General features: G+C 66.6%; 16 protein-coding genes, 1 tRNA gene and 1 other RNA gene. 9 read left to right on the top strand and 9 right to left on the bottom strand.

Annotated features, from left to right (window positions below; genetic code table 11):
• The first annotated feature begins 53 nt into the window (after positions 1-53).
• A complete protein-coding gene (locus AC1DFE_RS04465) occupies positions 54-3,353 on the top strand; it encodes a S8 family serine peptidase (RefSeq protein ID WP_476904699.1) in 3,300 nt (1,099 codons plus the stop codon).
• A gap of 197 nt (positions 3,354-3,550) precedes the next feature.
• On the opposite strand, the gene AC1DFE_RS04460 is transcribed toward AC1DFE_RS04465, so the two are convergent.
• Genes AC1DFE_RS04460 through AC1DFE_RS04450 form a run of 3 tightly spaced genes read right to left on the bottom strand, consistent with a single transcriptional unit; the run spans position 3,551 to position 5,539 of the window.
• Complete coding sequence (locus tag AC1DFE_RS04460; protein WP_476904698.1) at positions 3,551-3,943, bottom strand: serine protease inhibitor; 393 nt, start codon at positions 3,941-3,943, stop codon at positions 3,551-3,553.
• Positions 3,940-4,896 (bottom strand): 3-methyladenine DNA glycosylase, encoded by a 957-nt coding sequence (locus AC1DFE_RS04455; protein WP_476904697.1) that lies wholly within the window; start codon positions 4,894-4,896, stop codon positions 3,940-3,942. The genes AC1DFE_RS04460 and AC1DFE_RS04455 overlap by 4 nt, the downstream gene beginning before the upstream one ends.
• A 4-nt stretch (positions 4,897-4,900) precedes the next feature.
• The gene (locus AC1DFE_RS04450; RefSeq protein ID WP_476904696.1) at positions 4,901-5,539 is read right to left on the bottom strand and encodes an SSI family serine proteinase inhibitor; all 639 of its coding nucleotides are present in this window, start codon (positions 5,537-5,539) and stop codon (positions 4,901-4,903) included.
• 240 nt (positions 5,540-5,779) lie between these two features.
• On the opposite strand from AC1DFE_RS04450, the gene AC1DFE_RS04445 reads away from it, so the two are divergent.
• From AC1DFE_RS04445 to AC1DFE_RS04435, 3 genes are all read left to right on the top strand, one after another.
• Positions 5,780-8,239: a S8 family peptidase gene (locus AC1DFE_RS04445; RefSeq protein WP_476904695.1), complete on the top strand. Its 2,460-nt coding sequence runs from the start codon at positions 5,780-5,782 to the stop codon at positions 8,237-8,239.
• A 204-nt stretch (positions 8,240-8,443) separates the two neighbouring features.
• Positions 8,444-8,638, top strand: a complete 195-nt coding sequence (locus tag AC1DFE_RS04440; protein ID WP_410557714.1) for a hypothetical protein — start codon at positions 8,444-8,446, stop codon at positions 8,636-8,638.
• A gap of 132 nt (positions 8,639-8,770) precedes the next feature.
• On the top strand, positions 8,771-8,980 hold the full coding sequence (locus AC1DFE_RS04435) for a hypothetical protein (RefSeq protein ID WP_476904769.1): 210 nt from the start codon (positions 8,771-8,773) through the stop codon (positions 8,978-8,980).
• A gap of 95 nt (positions 8,981-9,075) precedes the next feature.
• Here AC1DFE_RS04435 and AC1DFE_RS04430 read toward each other — a convergent pair whose 3' ends face one another.
• From AC1DFE_RS04430 to AC1DFE_RS04410, 5 genes are all read right to left on the bottom strand, one after another.
• Positions 9,076-10,434 (bottom strand): aspartate kinase, encoded by a 1,359-nt coding sequence (locus tag AC1DFE_RS04430; protein ID WP_476904694.1) that lies wholly within the window; start codon positions 10,432-10,434, stop codon positions 9,076-9,078.
• A 115-nt stretch (positions 10,435-10,549) separates the two neighbouring features.
• Entirely contained in the window at positions 10,550-11,149 is a 600-nt protein-coding gene (gene recR, locus AC1DFE_RS04425) for a recombination mediator RecR (protein ID WP_476904693.1), read from the bottom strand.
• Between the two features lie 128 nt (positions 11,150-11,277).
• Entirely contained in the window at positions 11,278-14,832 is a 3,555-nt protein-coding gene (locus AC1DFE_RS04420) for a DNA polymerase III subunit gamma and tau (RefSeq protein WP_476904692.1), read from the bottom strand.
• A 32-nt stretch (positions 14,833-14,864) separates the two neighbouring features.
• Positions 14,865-14,961: signal recognition particle sRNA small type (gene ffs, locus AC1DFE_RS04415), an RNA gene on the bottom strand.
• Positions 14,962-15,047: 86 nt separating this feature from the next.
• Positions 15,048-15,371, bottom strand: coding sequence for a hypothetical protein (locus tag AC1DFE_RS04410; RefSeq protein WP_476904691.1), 324 nt, complete (start codon positions 15,369-15,371; stop codon positions 15,048-15,050).
• 155 nt (positions 15,372-15,526) lie between these two features.
• Between AC1DFE_RS04410 and AC1DFE_RS04405 the strand changes: the two genes are divergently transcribed.
• A tRNA-Ser gene (locus AC1DFE_RS04405) sits at positions 15,527-15,614 on the top strand.
• Between the two features lie 63 nt (positions 15,615-15,677).
• Here AC1DFE_RS04405 and AC1DFE_RS04400 read toward each other — a convergent pair.
• Positions 15,678-16,586: an oxygenase MpaB family protein gene (locus AC1DFE_RS04400; protein ID WP_476904690.1), complete on the bottom strand. Its 909-nt coding sequence runs from the start codon at positions 16,584-16,586 to the stop codon at positions 15,678-15,680.
• Between the two features lie 283 nt (positions 16,587-16,869).
• Between AC1DFE_RS04400 and AC1DFE_RS04395 the strand changes: the two genes are divergently transcribed.
• The 4 genes from AC1DFE_RS04395 to AC1DFE_RS04380 all read left to right on the top strand — a co-directional run bounded on the left by AC1DFE_RS04395 (position 16,870) and on the right by AC1DFE_RS04380 (position 21,439).
• Positions 16,870-18,057, top strand: coding sequence for an FAD-dependent monooxygenase (locus AC1DFE_RS04395; protein WP_476904689.1), 1,188 nt, complete (start codon positions 16,870-16,872; stop codon positions 18,055-18,057).
• A 162-nt stretch (positions 18,058-18,219) separates the two neighbouring features.
• Positions 18,220-18,630 (top strand): hypothetical protein, encoded by a 411-nt coding sequence (locus AC1DFE_RS04390; RefSeq protein ID WP_476904688.1) that lies wholly within the window; start codon positions 18,220-18,222, stop codon positions 18,628-18,630.
• Positions 18,631-18,740: 110 nt separating this feature from the next.
• Positions 18,741-19,733 carry an MIP/aquaporin family protein gene (locus AC1DFE_RS04385; RefSeq protein WP_476904687.1) on the top strand — a complete coding sequence of 331 codons (993 nt, stop codon included), beginning with the start codon at positions 18,741-18,743 and terminating at the stop codon, positions 19,731-19,733.
• Between the two features lie 152 nt (positions 19,734-19,885).
• On the top strand, positions 19,886-21,439 hold the full coding sequence (locus AC1DFE_RS04380) for a M23 family metallopeptidase (RefSeq protein ID WP_476904686.1): 1,554 nt from the start codon (positions 19,886-19,888) through the stop codon (positions 21,437-21,439).
• The last annotated feature ends 229 nt before the right edge of the window (positions 21,440-21,668 follow it).

The following is a 21,668-nucleotide window of genomic DNA, read 5'->3' as shown; positions in this document are numbered from 1 at the left end:
TGATGGCGCTGTCGAACGGAATGACAAAAAAGTAAATTCCCGGTTTGTGCGCTATGTCATATGCGGCTCTCAGTAGGTACTGTGGGGATCGGTCGACGATTGCTGGGATCGACAGGACCTGTCATCTTCACGTGTCGTTGCCGCCTGCGCCCGGCAATGTAGCCGGGGCTGTTCCTTATGAAAGGTTCAAACCACTCGTGAAATCAGCAGGAAAAAGCTTCTTCCGAAGCCGGGGGGCCCGGAAAGCGGCGGCACTGGTTGTCGGCTTGCCTTTGCTCCTATCGTCAGCCGGCGCGCTGCCGGCAGCCGCGGCGCCGTCGCAGCTGGCGGCCCCCGCCGCACAGCAGAAGAAAGTCCAGCCCAATGAGTACTCGGCCGGCCGTTACATAGTGGTCCTGTCGGAAAAGCCGGCGGCCACTTACGAGGGCGGCACGCCGGGCCTGCAGGCCACAAAGCCGCGGTCGGGCCGCAAACTCGACGGGAACCGGGCAGAGGTGCGCAAGTACCAGGCCCACCTGGAGGCGAAGCAGTCCGCGCTGGCCGAGCAGGAAAACGTGCAGATCAGGCGTAAATACACGGCCGCGCTCAACGGATTCAGTGCCACGCTGACCGCCGACCAGGCCGTGAACCTGGCGAAAAACCCCGGGGTCCTCGCGGTGGCACCCGACACCCAGCAAGCCCCCGACTACTCCACCACGGACTTCCTCAAGCTCAGCGGCGCCAAGGGCACGTGGAATAAGCAGTTCGGCGGCAAGGCGGGCGCCGGCAAGGGCGTCGTAGTGGGCGTCATCGACTCCGGCTACACGCCAGGCAGCCAGTTCTTCGCCGGCAAAGCGGTTGCACCGCTCAAAGGCAACCCGCAGGTAGGGGTTCCCTACCGCACCGGCGGGGGCAAGATCGCGATGCTGAAGGCAGACGGCACCACCTTTGAGGGCGAGTGCCAGAAGGGCGAAAAGTTCAACGGACAGGCCTGCAACTCCAAGGTCCTGAGTGCCAGGTACTTCTCCGACGCCTTCGAGGATTCCGTGTCCAAGCAGGACCGGGCGCCCGAAGAGCTGATTTCGCCGGTGGATGTGGGAAGCCACGGAACCCACACGGCAAGCACCGCCGCCGGCAACGCCGACGTGGAAAGCTTCGTCGACGGCCGCAGCTTCGGCCTGACCGGGGGCATCGCGCCGGCCGCCAAGCTTTCCATCTACAAGATCTGCTGGGAGGACAACGATCCCAACACCGGCGGCTGCTACACCTCGTCCGCCGTCGACGCCATCAACCAGGCCGTGCTTGATGGAGTGGACGTCCTGAATTATTCGATCTCGGGCACCACCTCCACCACCACGGACCCGGTGTCCATGGCGTTCCTCTCCGCCGCCTCAGCCGGCATCTTCGTGGCCACCTCTGCGGGCAACTCGGGACCCGAAGCCAGCACCGTGAATCACGGCGAGCCGTGGGTCACCACCGTGGCGGCCAGCAGCTTCTCCCAGGAACTGCAGGGCACCGTGGAGTTCTCCGACGGGAGCAAGTTCCGCGGCGCCAGCATCATGAACCGTGAGGTTGCCGGCGCAGGCGTTGTGCTCGCCGCCAACGCAGCATCCGCACAGGCCGCCGACCCTGCCCTCTGCGCCCCCGGCTCACTCGATCCCGCCAAGATCGCCGGCAAGGTGGTGGTCTGCGACCGCGGCGTCTACGACCGGGTCGCCAAGAGCGCCGAGGTTGCGCGTGGCGGCGGGGCCGGCATGATCCTCGTCAACCTGACGCCATCATCGCTCGACGCCGACAAGCACTCCGTCCCCACCGTGCACGTGAATCCTCCCGCCACGGAGGCCATCAAAGCGAAGGTGACGGCGAACCCGGCCATCAAGGTTTCCCTGGTCAACAAGGACACCACGGGACTGCCCGCCGAGGCACAGCCGCAGATCGCCGGGTTCTCCTCCCGTGGACCCCTCCTCGCTACGGACTCCGACCTTTTGAAGCCTGACGTCGCCGCGCCGGGAGTCGCAGTCCTGGCCGGCGTCTCGCCGATCGGCGCTGGGGGCGACGAGTTCGGATTCATGTCCGGCACATCCATGGCCTCACCCCACGTGGCCGGCTTCGGTGCCCTTATCCTGGGCAAGAACCCGCAATGGTCCCCTGCCGCGGTGAAGTCCGCCATGATGACCACCGCCAGCGACATCAAGCTCGCGGACGGCAGCAAGAACACGGACGTCCTCGCCACCGGCGCGGGGCAGGTCGATCCCGCCCGAGTCCTGGATCCGGGGCTGGTGTACGACGCCACCGCCGACGACTACCTGCGGTTCATCCAGGGAACCGGCATGGACCTGGGCATCAAGGACCTTGGCAGCACGCGGCCCCGGGACATGAACGTTCCATCCTTCTCGCTCGGAAACCTGGCCGGCAGGATCGAGGTCATCCGCACGGTGACAGCGCTCACGCCAGGCGTGTACAGCGCCAAGGCCAGCGTGCCGGGGGTGAAGGTCACCGTGACGCCGTCTATCCTGTCCTTCAACGCGGCCGGTGAGAAGCGGACGTTCAAGGTGGCCTTCGAAAACCAAAGCGCCAAACTGGCTGAGTTCGCCACGGGTTCGCTCACGTGGCAAGGGGCCAAGAAGACTGTGACATCACCGATTGCGGTCCGGCCGCAGTCTGTGGTCGCTCCCAAGAACATCGCGTTTACCACCCAGGGGGCGGACGGTACCGGGAACATCAGCATCGTCTCGGGCTCGAACTCGCCCACGAACGTGACGCTCGACGGGCTGTCGAAGGCAGACTCCTCGGCCATCGAGCTGGTTCCCGGGCCCTTCCGGTACGAGGCGGACGCCTCGAACTTCGTCAAGACTGTTGAAGTGCCGGCCGGAGCCCCCTTGGCCAAGTTGTCCGTGATTTCGGCGGATGAGAACGCTGACTTCGACATGGTGGTCATTGCCCCGGACGGGCAGGCCATTGTGGTCGCCACTTCCTCGGCGAGCGAGTCTGTTTCGATTCCCAACCCTGCTGCCGGTACTTACCAGATGTTCGTGAATCTCTACGACAGTCCCAACCAACAGGCAACCAAGGCATCGGTGGATGCTGCGGTCCTGGGGGCGAATGAGGGCAACGCCACCGTGACTCCTGATCCCGTCCGCCTCACGAATGGGACCACCGGCAAGCTCGCCCTCACCTGGAAGAACCTGGCGCCCGGCTCGTACATTGGACGGATCACCTTCGACGGGGCCAGTTCCCCGACGTTCGTGAACGTCGTGGTGGCGGAGCGCGGCGCCGTCGGGGTTGCACCGGCTTCGGAAGATCCGAAGAAAATGAAGGAACAGGGGAAGGTCCAGAACGAGGACCTGACGCGGTCACCGGATAACTCCGTCTAGGAAGGTCCCGGAACCGGGTTCCCGGCAGGGCCCCAAAGCGAAGGCCGGCGGGCGTGGCGCAATAAGCCAAAGTCCCGCCGGCCTTGGCCGTGCGCTGGTTGGAGTTTTTGTCCAGATAATGGCCGCTAAACGCCCCGCAAGTCGCGATATGTGGACAAAAACTCTTCCTGGGCCGCGGCCAATGATGTCCGGGCGGCTCAGACGGCGCCGGTGGACCCGGCCACGCCGCCCAGCAGCGGGGACAACGCCCGCCACCTGGCAATCTCACAGCCGTCCGTCAAGGAAAACCGGGAGTTCACCGTGCGGCCGTTGAAGGTGCCGGTGACCACGGCAACCTGGGGGCCGCCGTACTGCTGGGTGCACAGCTTGGGTGGGCCCGGTTCCGGGAAAAAAATCCGTTCGCCGAAGCGGACGACGGCGGCCATCGCCGCCGGGGGATCCGGCAGCGTGGATTCGACCAGTTGGCCGGAACGGCTGACGAGGACGAAGACTTGCTCCGGTCCGCCCGGCGCGTGGCTGAGGGCGACGGTCAGCTCCAGTTCCGCGTCCACTTCCAGGTCCGGGTCCGGGGATCCAGATGCACCGCTCATCGTTCCGCCTCCGGACCGAGGCCCTCGAAGAGCGGAGCCAGCGCGGACATCATCCGCCCGCGCAGTGCCTGGGCCTCGGCCGAGAATGCCCGCTGTTGCTCCACGTACGCCGCCTTGCCAGCAGGCGTCTCAATCGGAATGGCCGGGTAACCCCAGCCGGTGAGGTCGTAGGGGGAGGCCTGCATATCCATCACACGCACCCGCCATGACAACTCGAAGCAGTCCATGACGAGTTCGCTCGGCAGCGCCGGAGTGAGCTTGTATGCCCACTTGTAGAGGTCCATGTTGGCGTGCAGGCACCCGGGCTGCTCCATGGTCCTCTGGTTCTCCCGGCTGGGGGACAGCTCGTTAAGGGGCACAGCGTCAGGTGTGTAGAACCGGAACGCGTCGAAATGGGAGCAGCGGATCCTGTTATCCTCAACCACCTTGTCCGTGCCCGCGCCGCCGAGCCGCAGCGTGAGGTACTCGTGGCGCAGCTCGAACTTCTCCTGCCGATAGACCATGGCCCACTCATGCAGGCCGAAGCAGCCGAACTGAGCCGGCCGTGCGGCGGTGCCAGCGAGGATGATCCGGGCAAACAGGACTGCTTCGCGCCGTTCTGACAGGAAAGCCTCCCTGTCGAACGCCACTGCGGTGCTGCCGGGCGGCAGGCCCGCCCGGGCGAGTTCACCGCCGTCGAGCGCCCTGTAGTACTTCCAATCCTGGCGGGCGGCAGCCGCCGTTCCGCAGAGCACCACACCGTCTCCGGGATGCCACCGCAGCAGCTGGCCGGGTTTCTGCGTGTAATACGTGAAGAGGAAATCCTCCACGGGATGCTTCCGCCCGGTGGAGCGGCGGCCAAGGTAGGGGTCGGCGTAGCGGCGCGCCCGGCGCACATGCGCAGCTTCCCGTTCCCGCCAGTCGGCAGGGGAGAGGACCCGGGCAACGGGAATCGTCAATGCGGTGCCTGCCATGGTGCTAAAGCGCCCCGCCTGCAGCGCCGAGGATGTCCTTGGCGGCGTTCCAGGCTCCGATCTGGCAGCCGTCCCGCAGGGCAAAGGAAGTCTCCACCGGGGTGCCATTAACTTCGCCGGACACACTGGCCACTTGCGGACCTCCGTACTGCTGGGTGCAGGAGATGCCCTTGGGCGGGGTGGCCCGGTTCAGGATGGCTGCGTTGTTCTTCAAGGCCGAGCACGCTGCGGCTGCGTTGGGATGCTGGCTCTCTGCCATCGCTGTGCCGCCCTTGCAGACCAGCGTGTAGTTGACGGCCTTTCCGTCCTTCGCGGCTTTGACCGTGATGGACAGCTCGGCATCGCCGGCACCGGATCCGGACGGCAACGGAGAAGCGGAAGGGGGTGCCGGCGCAGGGACCGTCGTTTCGGCGTCGGGCGGTGTACTGCTGGGCGCCGGGGTACCGGGAGTGCCCGTGCCTGGCGTCTCCGTGCCCGGAGTTCCGGTGCCGGGGGTCTCCGTGCCCGGAGATGAGGTCCCGGGCGAGCCGGTGGTGGCCCCGGGTGAGGCCGAAGGCTGGCCCGTTCCGGTGTTCGGGGTGCAGGCCGCGAGACCGCCCGTCGCAGCGAGGGCGAGCAGCACAGAAATCAGTTGCTTGCGCATGCCGGGTCTCCTCAAGTTTTTCCCATTCTACCGTCGGGGGCGCCCGCGGTCCGGAACGGAGGGATAACGGTACCCGGCAATTGCTAACGGAAGGGTATCGATTCTTCGGGGCGTCCGCGGTATCTTTTCTGACATCAACCGGTGCGCGGCACAACCATATATTGATGACGCCCAGGGGGGCAGAGCGTCCAGTTCGTGGGACCGACGGTCTACAGGTCCTGAACCAAGGAAGGCATCCCCATGATCCCTCATCAATCCACTACCCGCCCCGGACGCAGCAGGCTGCCGGCTGTTTTCGCCATAGGCCTTGCCATGGTCATCGGCCAGGGCCTGGCCGCGCCCACGGCCGCCGCTCCGGCGCCGGCCACGGCCCAGCCTGCAGCTTTCCAGCCAACCGCAGCCCAACTGGCCGCAGCCCGGACACCAGCATCCTCGCCGCTCGACGACGACCACTACATCGTGATGCTCAAGGACAAGCCGCTGGCCACCTACTCCGGCGGAGTGGCCGGCATCCCCGGCACGGCGGTGCCGAAGGGAAAGAAGCTGAACCCCTCCGGCCCCAACTCGCGCAAATACGACGCCCACCTGAAGGCCAAGCAGCGGCAGGCGGCGGCATCCACGGGTGTGACCATCAACAGGAGCTACACCCTGGCGCTCAACGGCTTCAGCGCCGTCCTGTCCGCGGCGCAGGCCAAGGCGCTCGCCGGTGACCGCGACGTGCTGGCGGTGGTCCCGGACAGCATGCGCAAGCCGGACTACTCGAGCACCGACTTCCTCGGGCTGCCCGGCGGCGACGGCGTGTGGGACCAGCAGTTCGGCGGCACGGACGAGGCTGGCAAGGGCATCGTCGTGGGCATGGTGGACACCGGCTACACACCCGACAACCCGTTCTTCGCCGGTGACCCGGTCGATCCGCTGTCCGGCACACCTGACGTTGGCGAACCGTACCGCCTGCAGGGCAACGTGATCGCGATGCGGAAGGCCAACGGCGGCACTTTCGTGGGCGACTGCGTGGCCGGCGACGGGTTCGACGGCACCGAGTGCAACAGCAAGGTCATTGGCGCCAGGTTCTACGACAAGGCGTACAAGGCAGCGGTCCCCCCGCAATTCCGGTCCCCGAGCGAGAAGTTCTCGCCGCTGGACGTTAGCGGCCACGGGTCCCACACCAGCAGCACCGCGGCAGGGAACAGCGGTGTCACACAGACGGCAGGGGGCCGGGACTTCGGCAAGAGCTCAGGCGTTGCGCCGGCGGCCAAGATCGCGGTCTACAAGGTCTGCTGGGAGGGTGCCATTCCCGAGGCTACGGGGTGCGTCGAGTCGGATATTCTCAACGCCATCCAGGACGCCGTCCTCGACGGCGTAGACGTGCTGAACTTCTCCATCTCGGGCAACAACAACTCCACTGTCGACGCCGTTTCACTCGCGTTCCTTAACGCCGCGGCCGCAGGGATCTTTGTGGCCGCTTCCGCCGGCAATTCCGGCCCGACGGCCTCGACCGTCAACCATGCCGGCCCCTGGATCACCAGCGTGGCCGCCTCGACGTTTGACAACACGCTGCGCGGAACCGTGGAACTGTCGGACGGCAGCAAGTTCGCCGGCGCAAGCGTCATGGGCAGCGAGGTGGACTCCAAGCCGATCGTGCTGGCCGTGGACGTCAAGGCGGCCGCCGCCCTTGCCACAGATGCGGCGCTGTGCGCGCCGAACTCGCTGGACCCGGCCAAGGTTGCGGGCAAGATTGTGATCTGCGACCGCGGCGTCGTGGCCCGCGTTGACAAGAGCGCCGAGGTCAAGCGCGCAGGCGGCGTTGGCATGGTCCTGGTCAACCTGACCCCGGGCTCGCTCGACGCCGATCTGCACAGTGTGCCCACGGTGCATGTGGGCGACCCGAAGGTCAAGGTTTTGGTGGCGGCAACTCCGGGCATGACGGCAAGCCTCAAGGCGACCGACACCACCGGGGCGGAACCCCCGCCGGTGCCGCAGATCGCGGAGTTTTCTTCGCGCGGCCCCACGCTGGCCGCCAACGGAGACCTGCTCAAGCCTGACGTTGCGGCTCCCGGCGTGGCAGTACTGGCCGCTGTTTCACCGATCGGCTTCAAGGGCGAGAACTTCGGCTTCCTGTCCGGCACGTCAATGGCGTCGCCGCACATCGCCGGCTCGGGAGCGCTGCTGCTGGGCAAGCACCCGAAATGGTCCCCGGCGGCTGTGAAATCCGCCATCATGACCACCGCCTACGACCTGGTCAACGCAAAAGGCGCCGACGTGCATGACGTTTTTGCCCAGGGCGCCGGCCATGTTGATCCCGCCCGGTTCGACTCCCCGGGCCTCGTCTACGATGCCGGCATCAGCGACTGGATGGGCTTCCTCCAGGGACAGGGAATCAACCTTGGCGTGGCACCCATCGCAGCCAAGGACGTCAACCTTCCCTCCGTGGCGCTTGGGGCCATGTCTGGCAGCCAGACGGTCACGCGCAGGGTCACCGCGGTGACGGCAGGAACGTACAGTGCGGCGATCACCCTGCCAGGCATTACCGCGACCGTCAGCCCGGCAGAAGTGACGCTGGCCGAGGGCGAAAGCGCCACGTTCACCATCACATTTACCACCGCCGGGGCTCCCCTGAATGCGTACTCCACCGGATCCCTGACCTGGACGTCAGGAGATAACACGGTCCGGTCGCCGGTGGCGGTGCGGCCGGTGCCGTAGTGCAACTCCTCCCCGGACGGACGACGCCGGGACTCACCGCTCGTGGTGAGTCCCGGCGTCGTGCTTCAGCTGCTGGGGGCAGTCGGAGCTGTGCTGCAATTCGAGCGATCGTTAGTGCACGAATCGTTCGTGTATGATTGACGGTGGCAGTAGTCCCGAAATGGAGTGGATACCGTGGCAAAAGAGAACGGCGCGCAACGGTTCATGCGGGCTACCGGCAAGCTCAGGGCGGTCTTCGGCCCCGCCAACAGGAGTTCGCTGGTGCACGACATGACGGAGGAGAACCGCAGGCTGCTCGCCCAGCGTGAGGCCGAGACGCAGCAGTGGGAAACCATTCACCGTCCGGACGGCAGCACCTACGTGGTGCCGCGCAACCCCGACGACAAATCCCTGCGCTAGCAGCCGGTGAGTTGGCCTCGCTGAACCAGTGCCCGGCGCGGGTTCTTTTTTGGTGTCCCGGCGTAAAATGAGGGCACTGGCAGTCGAAGGGCAGATGCTCTCCGCCTTCAAGCAGGGAAGGGGGTGGAACTTGTGGCACATGTGCTTGCTGGCTTCATGAACCTGACGGACCGGCTCCGGTTCGTATTCGGCCCTGCCGCCGTAGGCGATTCAGCTACGCCGGTGGTTCACCTGCATGACGATTATGAGCACGCTTCCGAAGATGACTTGGCCCAGTTCGAGGTCGAGACTGACTCAGAGGGGCACCACTACGCTGTCCGCAAGGGCGACCAGGATAAGTGACCATGCCCCCAATGAAGTGAAGAAGCCCGGTGCGCGTGAGCGTACCGGGCTTCTTTCTGCACTGGCTGGAACAGTGCGTGGCCTAGCGGCGTGGTTCAGCGGCCGGTGCCGCCGTAGACCGTGGCTTCTGACTCGCTGTCCAGGTCGAATGCCTTGTGGATGGCACGGACGGCGTCATCGAGCAGGTCTGCATGGGTCACTACCGAAATGCGGATTTCGGAGGTGGAGATCATGTTGATGTTGATGCCCGCGGCTGAGAGGGCCTTGAAGAAGGTGGCGGAAACGCCCGGGTGGGAGCGCATGCCGGCGCCGATCAGCGACAGCTTGCCGATCTGCTCGTTGTACTCGATGCTTTCGAACCCGACCTCGGATTGCGCGGCACGGAGGGCGGCCAGGGCGTCGGCGCCCTCGACGATGGGCAGGGTGAAGGAGATATCAGTCCTTCCGGTGCCGTGCGTGGAGACGTTCTGGACGATCATGTCGATGTTCGAGTGTGCGTCCGCGATGACCTGGAAGATCGCGGCAGCCTTGCCGGGAATGTCCGGAACACCTACAACGGTGACCTTAGCTTCCGAGCGGTCGTGTGCAACACCGGAGATGATTGGCTGCTCCAAGGCAACTCCCTCTTGAGTCGTGATCTTGTCATCGGCGCCGGGCAGGACCCAGGTGCCTTCGTTCTGGCTGAACGAGGAACGGACATGCAGCGGCACGCCGAACCGCCGGGCGTATTCGACGCACCGGAGGTGGAGGATCTTGGCCCCGGAGGCGGCCAGTTCCAGCATCTCCTCGCTGGAGATGCGTTCGATTTTCTGGGCTGACGGAACGACGCGGGGGTCCGCCGTGTAGATGCCGTCAACGTCGGTGTAGATCTCGCAGACGTCAGCCTCGAGGGCGGCGGCAAGGGCTACTGCCGTCGTGTCCGAACCGCCGCGGCCGAGGGTGGTGATCTCGTTGGTGGAGCGGCTCATGCCCTGGAAGCCGGCGACGATGGCAATGTGCCCCTTGTCCAGGGCGGTGCGGATCCGGTGCGGGTCGACGTCGATGATCCGGGCCTTGCCGTGGATGCCGTCCGTGATCATGCCGGCCTGGGAGCCCGTGAAGGACTGCGCGGACGCACCGAACTTGTTGATGGCCATGGCCAGCAGCGCCATGGAGATGCGCTCACCGGCGGAGAGGAGCATGTCCATCTCGCGGGCCGGGGCTGAATCGGTGACCTGGGCGGCAAGGTCAAGGAGCTCGTCGGTGGTGTCACCCATCGCGGAGACGACGACGACGACTTCATTACCGGCCTTCTGGGCGTCGACCACGCGCCTCGCCACGCGCTTGATGCCGTCAGCGTCAGCCACCGAGGAGCCGCCGAACTTCTGCACAATGAGCTGCGTGGTGACAGCAGTATCTGCGGGCAGCTCCTGCGGCCGCTGTTCAGTTTTCACGTCGGTACTGGGCATACTCATGCGTGCACCCTCACTGGATCAAATTGGAGTTCTGGAGGCCAGGCGGCCCTACGGCACGGCGGCATACCCAGTTTATCGCTGTGGTCCGTCCGCTGGAGAATTGTGACCCCTGCAGTCAGCTGAGGGCGTTCCGGCGGCCCTCGAAGGCCCTGCCCAGGGTGACCTCGTCCGCATATTCGAGGTCCCCGCCAACGGGCAGCCCGGAAGCGAGCCGCGTCACTGCGATCCCGATGGACTGCAACATCCGTGCAAGGTAGGTGGCCGTCGCCTCGCCCTCAAGGTTCGGGTCCGTGGCGATGATGATCTCCTGGACCGCACCGTCACTGAGCCGGTTGAGGAGCTCGCGGATCCTCAGCTGTTCCGGGCCCACCCCGGCGATCGGGTTGATCGCTCCTCCGAGCACGTGGTACCGGCCCCGGAACGATCGGGTGCGCTCCACCGCCAGCACGTCCTTGGATTCCTCCACCACACAGATGATCGAGGGGTCCCGCCTCGGGTCGCGGCAAATGTTGCACAGTTCCTGCTCGGTCACGTTCCCGCAGGCGGCGCAGAACTTGACCCGTTCCTTGACGGTGGTGATCGCCTCCACCAGCCGCTTCATATCCTGGGGGTCTGCCTCCAGGATGTGGAACGCCAGACGCTGCGCGGACTTCGGCCCCACACCGGGGAGGCGTCCGAGCTCGTCGATCAGCTCCTGAACTGCACCCTCGTACACTATTCCTCGATTGCTTGGTTGAATGGTGGCCGGCGCTTACCAGATGGGGCGCCGGGACGTCGGGGGCGGCCTGCCGTCCCCGGCCCCTCGCTTAGGCCGGGAGCCGCGTCAGGCCGCGGAGCCGCCGCCTAATACCGGGGCACCAGCGGGCTGCCGTCCAGTGACCGTTCTTCGATAAGCTTTCCGCCCAGAATACGCTCGACGGCGGCGCGGCCAAAGACGCCCGACTCCTCGATGGTTTCGTCATCCGCGCTGGGGATGTCCTGCACGTATGCCGCCGGTTCCTCGACGCTCCGGGCAGGCACCTTGGCCCGGCCCGCCTCAGCCTCCGGACTATTGGACAGCCTTTGGTAGAGACTCATCTTGCCCCTGGCGGGGGCCTCGGCTGCCGGTGCCGGGGCGGTGGGTCGGGCGGCGGCAACCGCGGGTCCGGCCTGCACCGCGGGTCCGGCCTGCACCGCGGGTCCGGCCTGCACCGCGGGCGCCGAGCCCGATGCGAACACCGGAACCCGGACCTGGGCGGCGTCCTTGGCCGCGGTCACGGCCGGCGCCCGGACACCCTGGGTTGGCGTTGGTGCCCCGTACTCCTGGGTGGCAGCCGCCGGGGTGGATGCCATGGCGTAGGCGGGTGCGAACTCGGGGGCACCGCGCTCGGCAGTCTCCGGGGCGCTCTCAACCGGGGCGCTCACAGCCACGGGGCCCGCAGCCGGGGCGCTCTCAACCGGGGCCGCGGGGCTCTCAGTCAGGGCATGGGACGGCTGGTGTCCGGCCGCGATCCCGCCGGTGTTCGGCGGCTGGGCGGCCGCGGGCGGATAAACAGGCGCAGCGGGCCTGGTCGCCTCCTCGTCGCGTTGGTCGGCAGCCGGGCCAGAGTACTTGCCCACGTTGCTGTCAGACCCGAGAAGCCACACGCCGGGTGTCTGCTCCACAGCGCGGGACCACGGATCAGCCGAGGCTTCGGGAGCCGGCTGGCGTCCAGCGGGTGACGGATCAGGAGTTCCCGCACGAGATTGCGGCGCCGGCGGCGCGGACTTAACGGCCGGACGGGCCGCCGGTGCCGGCGAAGGTTCAGAGCGGGCCTGCGACTGGCGCGAGGGCTCCCAATCCATGGGAGGTTCTTCGTCCAGCGGAGGCGCGTCCTCGTCCAGCGGAGGGCCCCAGTCATCGTCCGGATAGGAATAGTCACCGGCCTGCTGCTCCGGGCCGCGTGCCGCAGCCTGCACGGATGCGGAGGCGGGTGCAGCCGGCTGGGGGGCGGGAGCCTGTGAGGCCATGGGCTGCGTGGCAGTTGGCTGTGGGGTGGGCTGGTCGGAGGAAGCGGGCGGGGCATCGCCGAATGCTCCACCAGCGCCCTGGACGCCGCCGACGGATGCGGCGGGGGCGGCCGTGTCCGGCCGGGACCCCGTAATCGTTGGCCCGGACCACGTAGGCGTGGAGACTTCCGGAGCCTCCGGCGCTGAAGGCGAGGCATGCCCAGCCGCGGGCGCGCCGGACGAAACTGGCGGCGCCACAGTACCTGCGGCCACGGGATCTGCCGCCGCAGCGACTGTTACAGGAGGGCGCGCCGCGGAGGGGTCCGCCTGTCCGGAGCCTGATCTTCCAGAGCCACCCGGGGTGGGGGCCAGGCCCCAGTCCGCGTCAGTGGTGGTGGCCGGAATGTCCTGGCTAGTAAGCGCTTTTGGGTTTGGCTCAGAGCTCGCTGAGCTGCCGGCGCCTGCCACGGCGGTGATCTGGCAGTCGATGCCGATCGTCTTATGGATGGCCTGGCGCAGATTTTCGGAGTGGTCGGCCCTGCCGAAGGCGCCGGCCAGCCCGGAGGTGCTGAAGACGAGGGTCAGGATCTGGCCGTCGAACTGGCCCACTTGGGCGTTTGGTTCCACGAGCGCCCACGTGCTCCGCTTGATCTTTGCCAGGGTTTGCAGGACCTCGGGCCAGGCACGGCGCAGTACCTCCACGTCGCCCCCTGCCTTGGCGGGAGCTGTGGCGGGGGGCGCCTGCCGCTCGGGGGAGGACGGGGCGGGTGCCTGCGGCGCTGCCTGCGCTGATGCCGGCTCCGTGCGCTGAGCCGGTTCCGGCCGCCGGGCGGCCGCCGCTGCCGGCGAAGCCGCGGGACGCTGGGAGGCAGATTCCCGGCTCTCACTATGTGAATCCGGGGCCGGCCGGCGGTCACGTGCTGCGGCGTCATCCATGGGCCAGTCCCCGGTGGTGATCCGGGGCGAGGCCAGTGCTTCCCGTCCAGAAGTCCCCTGCGCGGCCGCTGCACCCGGAGCCGCGGCTGAGGCCTGGATGCTGGGCGCGCCCTGTATCTGCGGCGCCTCTATCTGCGGGGCGCCTAGTGCCGGAGCGGACTCGGGAGCCGCTTCAGTGGGAGCGGCCGGAGCAGAGGAGGCGGCCGGAGCATAGGACGCCGGAGCGCCCTGGGCCGGAGCGCCCTGCGCAGGCGCGGCAGAGGGCGCAGCCGGGGAAACCGGGGCGGGCGCAGCCGGCGTAACGGCAGCGCCCGCGTCGGACCCGGCATAGTTCAGGCGCCGCTCCACGCGGTCGATCCGGGCAGCGATGCCGCGTTCGGTCTGCTCGGAGCTGGGCAGCAGGATGCGGGCGCAGAGGAGTTCCAGGTGCAGACGCGGCGACGTGGCCCCCGTCATCTCCGTCAAAGCGGTGTTGGTGACGTCGGCTGCACGCGAGAGCTCAGCCGCGCCAAGGTTGTGTGCCTGGTTCTGCATCCGGGCAATCTGGTCGGCCGGCATGCCGCGAAGGATTGCCTGTGCGCTTTCGGGCATGGCCTGGACGATGATGAGGTCGCGGAAGCGCTCCAGCAGATCCTCCACGAAGCGGCGGGGATCGTGGCCCGTCTGAATGACGCGGTCCACGGCCCGGAAGACCGTGGCGGAATCGGAGGCGGCGATTGCTTCGACGACGTCGTCCAGCAGCGAGGCATGCGTGTAGCCGAGGAGCGCTACCGCGAGCTCGTAGTCGAGGCCGTTGGGTCCGGCGCCCGCCATGAGCTGGTCCAGCACGGACAGAGAGTCACGGACTGAGCCCGCACCGGCACGAATCACCAGCGACAGCACGCCGGGGGCTACCGGGACGTTTTCCTGGTGGCAGAGCTGCTCGAGGTACGCCATGAGCGGCTCCGGCGGCACCAGCCGGAACGGGTAGTGATGCGTGCGTGACCGGATGGTCCCGATGACCTTGTCTGGCTCGGTGGTGGCGAAGATGAACTTGATGTGTTCCGGCGGCTCTTCGACGATTTTCAGCAGGGCATTGAAGCCCGCCGAGGTGACCATGTGGGCCTCATCGATAATGAAGATCTTGTAGCGGTCCCGCACCGGAGCGTACGTGGCCCGTTCGCGGAGGTCACGGGCGTCGTCCACGCCGCCGTGGCTGGCGGCATCGATCTCGATGACGTCCAGGGAGCCTGCTCCGCCGCGGGCCAGTTCGACGCAGCTGGGGCAGACGCCGCACGGGGTGTCCGTGGGGCCCTTCGCGCAGTTGAGGCAGCGGGCGAGGATGCGGGCGGAAGTGGTTTTGCCGCAGCCACGCGGGCCAGAGAAAAGGTAGGCGTGGTTGACGCGGTTCTTGCGCAGGGCCGTCATCAGCGGCTCCGTGACATGTTCCTGCCCGATAACGTCCGCGAACGAGTCGGGCCGGTATCTGCGGTAAAGGGCAGTTGTAACAGTCACAGGGAAAACCTACCTATAGGGACTGACATTAAATAAGAGACCCCTCATGCACCCGCCAGAGCCCATCTACCCTTGCTACCTTCCGGTCCTGGGGGAGTTCAACAGGATGACGCCACATGAGGGGCCGTCAGATACTTTACCCGAAATTTGGACGAGGCCCGAATCGGCTCCGGTACGCCGGCTGAGGGCGCCGGCGAGGTCTCACCGGCACCGTCTCATCGGTACCCATCCACGGGCCAGCTCATGAACGCCGGCTCCTCATAGGGGTGCGTTGCCCGCAATGCCAGCACGACGGCGTCGAGCACGTCCTCTTCCACGATGCACTCGATCCGGACCTCGGAAACCTCCTCCGGCACGCCTGCCGTGCCGATGTAGGGCCGGGCGCCGGGCAATGGCGTGAAGCGCCCCGTGCCGGGCGATGTGAAGGAGCAGTGCGAATAGTCGCCCAGCCGGCCGGCGCCGGCGTCTCCGACAGCGGTGAGTACCGCGTCGGCGTGGGAATCAGGAACATAAACCACGAGCGCATGCAGCTGGGACATGGCACCATCCTGCCATTCAGTTCCGGGTCTTCCGGCCCTCAGCCGCCCTGGCGCAAAGCCCCTGACGATGCCCCGCGACCGTCCCGGATTCGGCCGATTGGGAGATGCCGGAAAGTTCAGGTATTCTAGTATCTGCTTTTGGTTCAAGAGCAGCTGGAGAATTCGCCTAGCGGCCTATGGCGCACGCCTGGAACGCGTGTTGGGTTAACGCCCTCGGGGGTTCAAATCCCCCATTCTCCGCCACGGAAAACCCGGTCCTGACTGTGTCAGGACCGGGTTTTTTGTTTCCCCGAGTTGCGGTAGCGGTTACGTCACGCCCAACCTCTGAAGCCGCTCCCCGGCTGCGAGCCGGCTTGGGCTGGCCGGACCCAGTGCGAGACGGACGACGGCGAGGGTGGCCCGGGCGGTCAGGCCCACCGGCAGCGGCAGGGGTCCCAGCCGGGCAGTATGCAGCCCCAGCAGGCGCCGGTATTCAGGCTCCAGACTCAGGACGGCGGCTTCGAACAGCACGCGGTAGCCCGGCTTCAACAAAGGGTGAAGGGGCGGATGCCGGATGAACGCAACTGTGTCGGCGACCCGTTCGTCGCAACGAAGAGTGCCGGCGGCAAGCCGCTCTTCGAGCTCCTGGACGAGATCGGCTTTGCTGGCCGGCGGGAACTCCACGCCCATGAGCCTGCCGGCCTGCGCCCATTCGCGGACGTAGGCGTCGGGGCCGCCGGGAATGGACCCGCCCCACAGTTCGTGCGCGCGGAGAAACGAGTCCGTGAATGTGATGTGCACCCAGCGGAGCAGTTGCGGATCGTTGGCGGAGTACTTCCTGGCGGTGCCGCCGCCGTCGACGTACTTTCCGGATACGGACTCGTGCAGCCGGACCACCCTTGTGGTTGCCGCCTGGGCTTCGGCCGTGGACCCGTAGGTGAGGGCGTGAATCCATGCTGTGGTCCGGGCCAGCCGGCCCAGCGTGTCCTCACGGAAATTTGAATGGTCGTGCACTCCCGCGAGGACGCCAGGGTGAAGAGTCTGCATCAGCAGGGCCCGGATGCCGCCGATGATGGTGGGCACGCCGCCATGGACGGCCCACACGGCAGAGCCGGGCAGGAAGTACCCGGCGTCGTCACCCAGGGCAAACTTCCGGGCCCAGTCCGGCAGTGCATCCGGGCTGCCCGTCAGCGTGCGCTTCAGTTCCGCCTGCCATTCCTTCAGGAAATTCCGCATGTTCCATTCTCGCGCGCCAGAGCCGGACGAATAAGTGGGGGAGCCGCCTCATTTTTCGTCCGCGCCCGGACTTGCCGGCCACATCGGGGGATCCAAGTAGTGGGCGTACCGCCGCTACAAGTCGAGTAGTCCATACGCTTGTTGCCCAAAGCAACCGGTTGATAAGGTGGCAATCTGCAGCGGGTACTGGACGGATTGTAGCCATGGAAGATACTTCGGCGGTGGGTTCGGGTCCTCAAACGAGGCGAGTTCGCCGTCGTCTTTCGTCCGAACGGTTCCGGACGTGAAAGCCATCGTCGTCGGGGCAGGCATCGCAGGGCTCGTAGCAGCACGCCAACTGGGACTTGCCGGCTGGGATGTCGACCTTCTGGAGAAGTCCCGGGGGCCCCGTCCCGACGGTTACATGATGGACTTCTTCGGGCCCGGTGTAGAGGCATCTGAGAAGATCGGGCTCTATCCGCGCTTGGCCGCGGCGGCCTACCACGTCGAAGCAGCTGAGTACGTCGACGACACCGGACGCACCACCTCACACCTCGATTACGGGAAATTTTCCCGCTTTGCCGGCGGAGCAGTCCTTACCCTCCTGCGCCCCGACATGGAACGCGCGGCCCTGGCCGCCCTGGGCGATGTTCCATCAGGCCGTATCCACGTTCACTACAGCGCGCCTGTCTCACGTGCATGGACCGATGGTGACGGCGGACACGTGAGCGTCAGGGGTTCCGCGGACGCCTGGCGCGGCGCAGACGTCCTCATCGGGGCAGACGGCATCCACTCGGAGGTACGCAACGGCGTATTCGGCCCCGAACGCGACTACCTGCGACCTCTCGGCATGCGCGCTGCCGCGTTCATCGCTTCCGACGTCCAGCTGCACGAGCGCTTTCGTAACCGTTTCATGCTTACCGACAGCATCGGCCGAATGGCGGGGTTCTACAGTCTTCGTGCGGACGAGGTGGCGGTCTTCCTGGTCTACAGGGACACGGCAGGACCCTTGGAGGACGTAGGGGCTCAGACTCTCCGGGAGAGGCTACGGCGCGAATTCAGCGGTCTCGGCGCCTCGGTAGACCAGCTTTTGGAACTCTGCCCGGAGCATCCGTACGACGACGTTGTGGCACAGGTCGTCATGCCAAGCTGGCACACGGGGCGTGCGGCATTAGTCGGCGACGCCTGCGGAGCGGTGTCGCTCCTGGCGGGCCAGGGCGGCTCCCTCGCGATTGCAGGGGCCACACTCCTTGGCGAAGTCCTCGGTCCTGTGGCCTCACCACAGGGCATCGCGCCTGCCCTCCATGCCTTCGAACAGCGTTGGCGGCCGGTGGTCGAAGTCGCACAGGCTTCCGGGAGGCGCGCTGCCTCGACCTTCCTCCCCGCCGGCCGTGCCCAGCGCTTCCTTCGGCGGTGGATCATCCGGGCCGCCGACGTGCCGGGAATCGACCGTCTGGTGGCCCGGCAGATCATCCGCACGATCGCCAAATAATGTCAGCCCGGGCTGGCGCCGGCATGTGTGGCCCCGGGCGGTGCACTCTTCCCGAAAGGCGGCCTCCGGCAGGAGCCGGCGGCCTGTTGCGACTCGCTGCACCTCGATAAGATAAAAGTACGCTTTTGGTGGTGCAGCGATTCGTCAGCGAAAGGCAAGATCATGACGGACAGCAGCGAATTTGAAGATCCTACGGATGAATCGGCTCCTGAGGTAAAACCCGAGGAACCCGAGCTCCGCGGCAGGTACGTCAAAGGCGACTACGGTGCCGCCGGGGTCGAACGCGGCCGCCATGCGGACGACGAGGAGGGCCAGTACAGCCAGGGGGACTTTGGCGAGGCCGGCAGGGAGGGCGGCCTGCCCGAACCGCTCGGCAGCAAAGCCAAGGAAGCCGGCCGCTTCGTGCGAGGCGACTATGACGCAGCAGGGGCCGCCGGTCCGAGAACAGCCGAATCCGAGATAGGCCGGTACACAGAAGGCGATTACGGGCGCGAAGGAACCGTTGGCCCCACGCGCAAGGCCGCCAAGGGAGCGGATAAAGCCCCCGGGCCAGACGAGGAACCCACCGCATAGTGGTTTCCCGCCGGTACCGGCCTTACGCCTTCCGCGCCCTGCCAAAGACTCGTTTTACCCGTTCACGATTCTCCGTATCGTGAACTTGCGGCCGAAGGAGGCCCTTTCAAATGAGTGAGATCAGCCCGATAAGAACTGCGGTCAGGAATGGCAGCGGCCTCAAACAACTCGGTGGCACGTGGGGTGAGGTACTCGCGGAGTTCCTCGGCACGTTCGTGTTGATTTCCTTTGGCGACGGAGTGGTAGCAATGGCCGTCGCCAGCCTGCCGGGTTCTGGACGGACGGCGACACCGACAACGATCTTCATGGCCGCAGGCGACTGGCTGCTGATTACATGGGGATGGGCGCTGGCCGTCGCTCTTGCGGTTTATGTGGCCGGCGGGGTCAGCGGTGCCCACATCAACCCTGCCGTGACACTGGCTTTTGCGGTCCGCCGGAAGTTTCCGTGGAACAAGGTTGGTCCGTACATCGTGGCCCAGGTGGTCGGTGCCTTCGCTGGAGCCGCTTTGGTGTACCTCACCTACCATGACGCCATCGACGCCTTTAACAAGGCTGCGGGTACGGGCAGGGCCGATCCTAAGGGGCTGGCCACGTATTCGATTTTTGCCACGTTCCCGGCGCCGTATTTCAACGGCAACCCGACCGGACCGCTGATCGACCAGATTGTCGGTACGGCTTTTCTGGTGATGTTCGTCGTGGCCATCATCGATTTGCGCAACACTGCCGTTAAGGCCAACTTGGGCCCGTTCATGATAGGGCTGGCGGTGGCGGCCATCGGCATGTCCTTCGGCGCGAACGCCGGATACGCCATCAACCCTGCCCGCGACTTTGGCCCGAGGTTGCTGGCCTGGCTCGCCGGCTGGGGACAGACGGCGTTGCCCGGCACTGTTGACGGGGCCTTCAGCTGGTACTTCTGGGTCCCGATTGTGGGTCCGCTGATCGGCGGAGTGATTGGCGTGCTGATTTACGACTGGTTCATCGGGGACGTACTCTACGCCAAGGCGCGGTTGGCGGAGCCCACACCGCCAGGCCGCGCCGGTGACCAAACAACAGGTGACCAAGCGCCGCCGACTGCGGAACAAGGAACTGCGGCCGAAGCTTAAGTGCAGTCCTCGGAATTCCGATAAATAGCCTATAAAACCAGAGCGCGTGGCCCCCCAGTTTTAGGGGTTTCGCCGTGCTTGGGCCTGTGGCCACAATGGAGGACACGCTCGTCGAGATAGGAGTTTGGCGGGTACCAATCCAGGAGAATTCTGTGGCAAATCATGGGGGACACAAACACGCACCGAGGGTGATCGGCCCAGGCCGGATCGCCCTGCGGAGCCTTTCCGCGGCGGTGGTTGTTGGCTTCTCCGTCTTTGCCTTCGGATTCCAGGGTCCGGCCGCCTCCATCCAGCAGCCCGTGGCAGCTGCAATCCCGGTTGCTCCTCCATCCGGCGTCGTCGGGCCGGAACTCCTCGATCCGGACACCACTCCGCCCGGCTACGCCATCAGCGGCTCCGGTATCGCGGCGCCGGTGAAGGCCCCCACAGGCCGCACCGTGGCCGACACGACCGTCAACGCGAGCAAGGCAAGCAAAGCCAAATCTCCCGGAGTAGCCTCCACCGCGCTTAAGCGGCCCGGGGCAGGTTTCCTGATGGCACCCCTGGAAGTGCTTAATCCCAGCTCCCCGTTCGGCCAGCGGCGCAGCCCGATCACCGGCGAACTGGGAGAGTTCCACTGGGGCCAGGACTTCGCCGCGGCCTGCGGCACCCGCGTCTACGCTGCCGACTCGGGCGTGGTCCGGGCCGCGGGCTGGCACCCCTGGGGCGGAGGCAACAGGGTGGAGATCGACCACGGCAACGGCCTGATCACCACGTACAACCACCTGCAGGGCATCGCCGTCGAGAAGGGCGACCACGTGCGGGTAGGCGAGATCATCGCAGAGGTGGGCACCACCGGATCCTCCACCGGATGCCACCTGCATTTCGAGGTCATCAAGAACGGACAGCACGAGGATCCGATGAAGTGGACCCTGCTGCCCATCCGGCAGACCGACCAACTGACACCCGCCGTGTTCACCAGCTTCGAAGGGGGCGCCGTCAGCACTTACGGGTGGGCGATCCCCAACATCCCCGGCAACATCGGGCCCGGCAACACTGCTGACGGCCTGACGCCGGTAACTGCAGCCGCGGTTGCCCACCCGCGCCGCGCACAGACAGCTGCGGCGCGGCCCACGTTGCTCTCCAGTGCGTCGTCCTCCGGTCCGTCGACCTCCCGTCCGCCGGCAACGCCGACTCCGACGCCGACCCCCACCCCGACGCCGAAGCCGGCGCCGCCCGTGACGGCCAAGCCCAAGCCAACGCCCAAGCCGACGCCCACGCCGGCTCCGGCGCCGACCCCGACACCGCCGGCCCCGACACCGCCGGCCCCCACGCCGACACCGACTCCCACTCCGCCTGTTGACGCGGCTCCCGTTGACCCGGTTCCAACGGACCCGACACCCACCGAACCGCCAGCCCCCGTCGATCCGCCGCCAGCCGACCCGACGCCCACCGATCCGGCCGTGCCCTCCGCCCCGATCCTGAATTCCGAACCGGCCCCAACGGAAGCCGCGCCCGTCGGGACCGCCCCTGTGCCCGCTACCGATCCGGTTCCCACGCCGGCAGCCACCGAAACCACGGTTCCGGCCGTGCCGGCACCGGCGCCCACCTCGGTACCGGCGACCCCGACTTCGCCAGGTGTCTCGCCCACTCAGGCCGCGGACGCGGCGGCGGCGAAGGCAGCAGCAGAAGCAGCTCCAACGGCGGAGCCCGCGGCGGCGCCGTAAGAGCTGGCGAGCGGCCGCCGTCGGGCTGTTCGTGTCTGGTAAACCCAAAAGGTAGGAGGTCCAGGGAATGCAACGGAGTACACAGCCGTTGTTATTAGTGACAGCCATGCACCCGGCGAGAGAGCACGATGTGACTTCCCTCCAAAAGATTCCGCCGGCACCCGACGGAACCCATCCGGGTTCCGGACGCCCTGTAGGCGATGCGGTGCAGGCGGCGGATACGTCCCCA

Source organism: Arthrobacter sp. 05T423 (assembly GCF_056396245.1).
Note: the sequence above shows the minus strand (reverse complement) of the source record. Positions and strands in the feature narration are given on the sequence as shown.

What these genes read in the sequence shown, in the direction of transcription:
- AC1DFE_RS04390 (WP_476904688.1), top strand. Translation starts at nt 18,220, where the DNA reads ATGACGGACAGCAGCGAATTTGAAGATCCTACGGATGAATCGGCTCCT.
- AC1DFE_RS04460 (WP_476904698.1), bottom strand. Translation starts at nt 3,943, where the DNA reads ATGAGCGGTGCATCTGGATCCCCGGACCCGGACCTGGAAGTGGACGCG.
- AC1DFE_RS04465 (WP_476904699.1), top strand. Translation starts at nt 54, where the DNA reads ATGTCATATGCGGCTCTCAGTAGGTACTGTGGGGATCGGTCGACGATT.
- AC1DFE_RS04445 (WP_476904695.1), top strand. Translation starts at nt 5,780, where the DNA reads ATGATCCCTCATCAATCCACTACCCGCCCCGGACGCAGCAGGCTGCCG.
- AC1DFE_RS04450 (WP_476904696.1), bottom strand. Translation starts at nt 5,539, where the DNA reads ATGCGCAAGCAACTGATTTCTGTGCTGCTCGCCCTCGCTGCGACGGGC.
- AC1DFE_RS04400 (WP_476904690.1), bottom strand. Translation starts at nt 16,586, where the DNA reads ATGCGGAATTTCCTGAAGGAATGGCAGGCGGAACTGAAGCGCACGCTG.
- AC1DFE_RS04410 (WP_476904691.1), bottom strand. Translation starts at nt 15,371, where the DNA reads ATGTCCCAGCTGCATGCGCTCGTGGTTTATGTTCCTGATTCCCACGCC.
- AC1DFE_RS04440 (WP_410557714.1), top strand. Translation starts at nt 8,444, where the DNA reads ATGCGGGCTACCGGCAAGCTCAGGGCGGTCTTCGGCCCCGCCAACAGG.
- AC1DFE_RS04385 (WP_476904687.1), top strand. Translation starts at nt 18,741, where the DNA reads ATGAGTGAGATCAGCCCGATAAGAACTGCGGTCAGGAATGGCAGCGGC.
- AC1DFE_RS04455 (WP_476904697.1), bottom strand. Translation starts at nt 4,896, where the DNA reads ATGGCAGGCACCGCATTGACGATTCCCGTTGCCCGGGTCCTCTCCCCT.
- AC1DFE_RS04430 (WP_476904694.1), bottom strand. Translation starts at nt 10,434, where the DNA reads ATGAGTATGCCCAGTACCGACGTGAAAACTGAACAGCGGCCGCAGGAG.